Genomic DNA, 4,169 nt, shown 5'->3' on the forward strand with positions numbered 1-4,169 from the left:
AGGAACGCGTCGAGGTCGAAGCCGGCGAGATCCGGACAGAGATCGCCGGCGTCGATGCCGGCGAGGTTCTGCCGGACGACCTCCTGGAACGGCAGGACCAGGGCGCGGCACAGCGCGTCGAGGACGGCCCGGTCGATCAGCGCCGGGCCGTAGTTCGCGACCAGGGGGATCAGGCCCTGGGCGGCGCTGCGCGCGATCTGCTCGCGGTAGTGCCGTGCGAAGTGGCCGAAGGCAGTGTCGGCGGCACCGTCAAGGTAGAGGCCGCGCGCGAGGCCGAGCGCCGCGCGCAGCTGGTCGAAGTTGTCCTCGTTGCTGAGGGCCGGGTTCTTGTCGAACCACTTCGGCGCGAGCAGCTCGGCGGCCATGCCCTCGGCCGACCGGCCGTCGGCAAGACGGACGCGGACCCGCACGAAGGCCTGCGGCGCGGCGGTGAGCGTGACGACGCCGAAGCGGAACGGCATGCGCAGCCTCACGTCGCGCTCGAAGAGGGCGATCGATTCGACGATAAGCTTCGGCGCGTTGCCGGTCATGGTGACCTCGTGGGTGCAGGCAGCGGGGGCTCTACCCGACGGGCCGCAGGAAGCCCAGCAGGACCTTGACGATATGCTCCTCGTACCGGCTCAATGCTTCGGCGGTCATCATCTCGCGGTTGAGTATGACGCCGAGCGTGTATCGGTTCGAGAGATAGAAGTAGCCCATGCCGTTGACCGAGATGAAGAGGTCGAGCGGGTCGACGTCGGATCGGAACACGCCTTCGGCGCCGCCACGCTCGAGCACGCTGCGGATGGTGTCGAGCAAGGGGTTGTAGAGGCCGCGGATGTACGCCGACTTCAGGATGTGCCGGCCGCGGTGCACGTTCTCGCTGTTCAGCAGGCCGATGATTCGCGGGTGCTCGACGAAGATCCGGAACGTCCATCGGATCAGCGACTCCATCGCGGCAGCGGGCTCCAGCCCGCGCACGTCGATGTCCCGGTGGCTGGCTCGCATCACGCCGTAGGCCTGCTCCATGACGGCGATGTAGAGCTGCTCCTTGCTCCCGAAGTACTGGTAGAGCAGGCTGATGTTGACCCCGGCGGCCTTGACGATGGCCTCGATCCGCGCTCCGGCATAGCCGTGTTCTGAGAACTCGTCGGTCGCGCACTCCAGGATCCGGCTCTTCGAGGCGCTGGCATCGCGCGGTCGGCCGTCGGCGGGCCGGCCCGCGCGGCGTGGCTGCACGGAAGGGGGCTCCTTCCTGCTGCGGTCGGTCACGGCGTCTTCGTCCATCGGCAGCGGGGTCAGCCGTCGACGCTGCCGTGCGAGGAGAAGTGGGCGCGGATGGTCCGCGTGAGCTCCGCGAAATCCGTCGTGCCCATGACCTCGAGCGTCCGCGGCCGCGTCAGGGGCACGGGGTAGACGGCGGCGACCCGGCCGGGCCGCTCCGACATCACGACGACCCGGTCGGCCAGGAAGACGGCCTCCGGGATGCTGTGCGTGATCAGCAGCACCGTCTTGCCGGTGGCGGACCAGATCCGCTGCAGCTCCAGGTTCATGCGCTCGCGCGTCATCGCGTCGAGCGCGCCGAAGGGCTCGTCCATCAGCAGGATCGACGGGTCGTGCACCAGCGCCCGGCAGATCGAGGCCCGTTGCTGCATGCCGCCGGACAGCTGCCACGGGAACTTGCGCTCGAACCCGCGCAGCCCCGCCATGTCGATGAGCTCCTCGACCCGGGCCCGGTACTTCGACGGGTCCAGCCCGCGCATCTCGACCTGCAGCATGATGTTGCGGCGGATGTTCCGCCAGGCGAGCAGGACCGGATTCTGGAACACCATGCCGACGTCGGCGGGTGGCGAATCGACCGGGCGGCCGTCGATCCGGATCGTGCCCGCGGTCGCGTCCAGGAGCCCCGCCACCATCTTCAGCAGCGTGCTCTTGCCGCACCCGCTCGGGCCGACGACGACGACGAACTCGCCGTGGCCGACGTCGAGATCGATGGGCCGGAGCGACTCGACGGGCCCGTCGTCCGTCTGGTAGACCTTGGTCGCGGCCTGGATGCGAATGTGCGGATTCGACTGCACTGCGCCCGACCGCGAGGGTGACAGGTCCGTCGCACAGGCCGGGGCATTCACGGAAGGAATTCCAGCGTGTAGTAGTCCGTTGCCTTCGTCCCCCCGTCCATCCCGCCGTATTGCACGAGCACCTCGAGCGACTGCTCCATCACCTTGGGGCTGACCTTGAACGGTCGCGCACCCTTGCTTTCGGCCGTGAAGTACAGGGACTGCGAAAGCTTCAGGCTCTCGAGCTGGGCCTCCGGCTGCCCGGCATCGGGGCGGGCCTTCATCATCGCGTCGACCGCGGCTTTGGGGTCCTTGATGGCTTCCTCGGCCGATCGCGTGGCGGCCCGCATGAAGCGGCGAACCATGTCGGGCTTCGTCCGCAGCGTGTCGTTCCTGGCGATGATGCCCAGGCCGACCAGCGTGATGCCGGCGTCGGACCAGCGCAGGATGTTCACCGGCTGCTTGACGATGCCGGGCATGCGCGCGCCCTGCTCCGTGACGAAGCCCAGCAAGGCGTCGGCCTGCTTGTTGACGACGGAGTTCATCTTCATCTGGGCGTCGCCCGTGATCGTCTTGAACTGCTTGTCGGTGAGCCCGACCTTCTTCAGGTAGAGCGGGAAGATCGGCGCCAGCGCATCGCCCGGCGTCACCGCGATGGTCTTGCCGACCAGATCGGCGGCCGTCTTGATGTTTCGATCGGCCGGGCTGATCACCGCCGACGGGGTCGCCTGGAGGAGGACGCCGACCGTCCTGACCGGGGCGCCCCGCGCCACCGCCTTCATCATCACGCTGATGTCGGCATAGCCGAAGTCGGTCGTGCCCGCGCCGACGGCCTGCACCGTGACGGCCGAGCCCCGACCCTCCTGGAACTCGATGTCGATGCCCTCCTGCTCGAAGTAGCCGCGCTCCTTGCCGAGGAAGAAGGGCGCGTGCTCGCCGTAGGCGAACCAGTTCAGCATCAGCACGACCTTCTCGCGGGCCTGGGCCTGTGCCGCGACCGGCATGAGGCCCATGAGGGTCAGGGCGAGAGCCGCGATCGTTCTGGCAGCGATGTGTTTCATTCGTCGTCTCCTTGAAGTCGTAGAGGGGAAATGACCGGTCGTCCGGCTCTTCGTTCGTCAGGCCGCCTGCAGGAGGTTCCTGCGCGACGAGTGCCAGGGGACCATCCAGCGTTCGGCGAACTCGATGGCCGTGAACAGCAGGACGCCGATCATCGACAGCACGAACAGCGCCGCGAACATCAACGGCAGGTCGAAGTTGCCGTTGGCGATCTGCAGCACGTAGCCGATGCCCGAGTTCGAGCCGACGAATTCGCCGACCACCGCGCCGACCACCGCCAGCGTGATGGACACCTTGAGGCCGGCGAACAGGCTGGGCAGGCTGTGCGGCAGGCTGATCCACCAGAACGTCTTGAGCCGGCCGGCGCGCATCGATCGGGCCAGATCGATCATCTCCGGCTCGACCGACTTCAAACCCGTCACCATCGAGACGATGATGGGAAACACCCCTAGCAGGAAGGCGACGATGACCTTGGGCAGGATGCCGAAGCCGAACCAGACCACGAACAGGGGCGCCACCGCGACCTTCGGCACGCTCTGCGAGAAAACGAGGAGCGGATAGACGAAGCTCTCGAAGGTGCGCGAGTAGGCGATGAGCATCGCCAGGGGAATGCCGACCACGATGCTGAGCGCGAAGCCGCCGAGGGTCGCGTAGGTGGTGACGCTGCTTTCGGCGAGGAGCCGCGGCCAGTCCTTGATCAGCGTGGCGATCACCTGCGCCGGTGCCGGAACGAGGTACGGCGGGATCTTGAAGAGCCGGACGGCGAGTTCCCAAAGGACCAGCACGGACACGATCAACAGCACCGGTCGCACCCCGCCGTGACGTGCGAAGCGGGCGAGGGGCGACGCGCTCCGGGCCACGTCAGCTCCCGCTGTCGAGGGCGAACTCGAGCCAGTACAGCTCGGCGTCGGCGCCTGCGAGTGCCGTCCCCGCAAAGGCGCGCGACAGCAGCTGCTGCAGGCGCTCCCCGACCTCGGGCCGGTCGGCCAGGCCGAGCTCGGCCGATTCGCCGAGCAGGAGGCCGTCGAGCGCGGGCGGAAGCGCGCCATGGATCGCCGACTCGTTGGTCAGCGT

General features: G+C 68.0%; 5 protein-coding genes and 1 pseudogene. All 6 read right to left on the reverse strand.

Annotation, left to right across the window (positions count from 1 at the left end):
- Positions 1-530, reverse strand: a pseudogene (locus AC30N0_RS11920) (enolase C-terminal domain-like protein); the annotation flags it as partial.
- 31 nt (positions 531-561) lie between these two features.
- A complete protein-coding gene (locus AC30N0_RS11925) occupies positions 562-1,266 on the reverse strand; it encodes a TetR/AcrR family transcriptional regulator (protein ID WP_489518129.1) in 705 nt (234 codons plus the stop codon).
- Between the two features lie 11 nt (positions 1,267-1,277).
- Positions 1,278-2,057, reverse strand: a complete 780-nt coding sequence (locus AC30N0_RS11930) for an ABC transporter ATP-binding protein (protein ID WP_489518132.1) — start codon at positions 2,055-2,057, stop codon at positions 1,278-1,280.
- 47 nt (positions 2,058-2,104) lie between these two features.
- On the reverse strand, positions 2,105-3,097 hold the full coding sequence (locus tag AC30N0_RS11935) for an ABC transporter substrate-binding protein (protein ID WP_489518130.1): 993 nt from the start codon (positions 3,095-3,097) through the stop codon (positions 2,105-2,107).
- A gap of 57 nt (positions 3,098-3,154) precedes the next feature.
- Positions 3,155-3,907, reverse strand: coding sequence for an ABC transporter permease (locus AC30N0_RS11940; protein WP_489518133.1), 753 nt, complete (start codon positions 3,905-3,907; stop codon positions 3,155-3,157).
- 49 nt (positions 3,908-3,956) lie between these two features.
- On the reverse strand, positions 3,957-4,169 hold a 213-nt coding region (locus tag AC30N0_RS11945), incomplete at its 5' end, for a hypothetical protein (protein WP_489518131.1).

This window comes from Rhizobacter sp. (assembly GCF_031412495.1).
Taxonomy (GTDB): domain Bacteria; phylum Pseudomonadota; class Gammaproteobacteria; order Burkholderiales; family Burkholderiaceae_C; genus Schlegelella_A.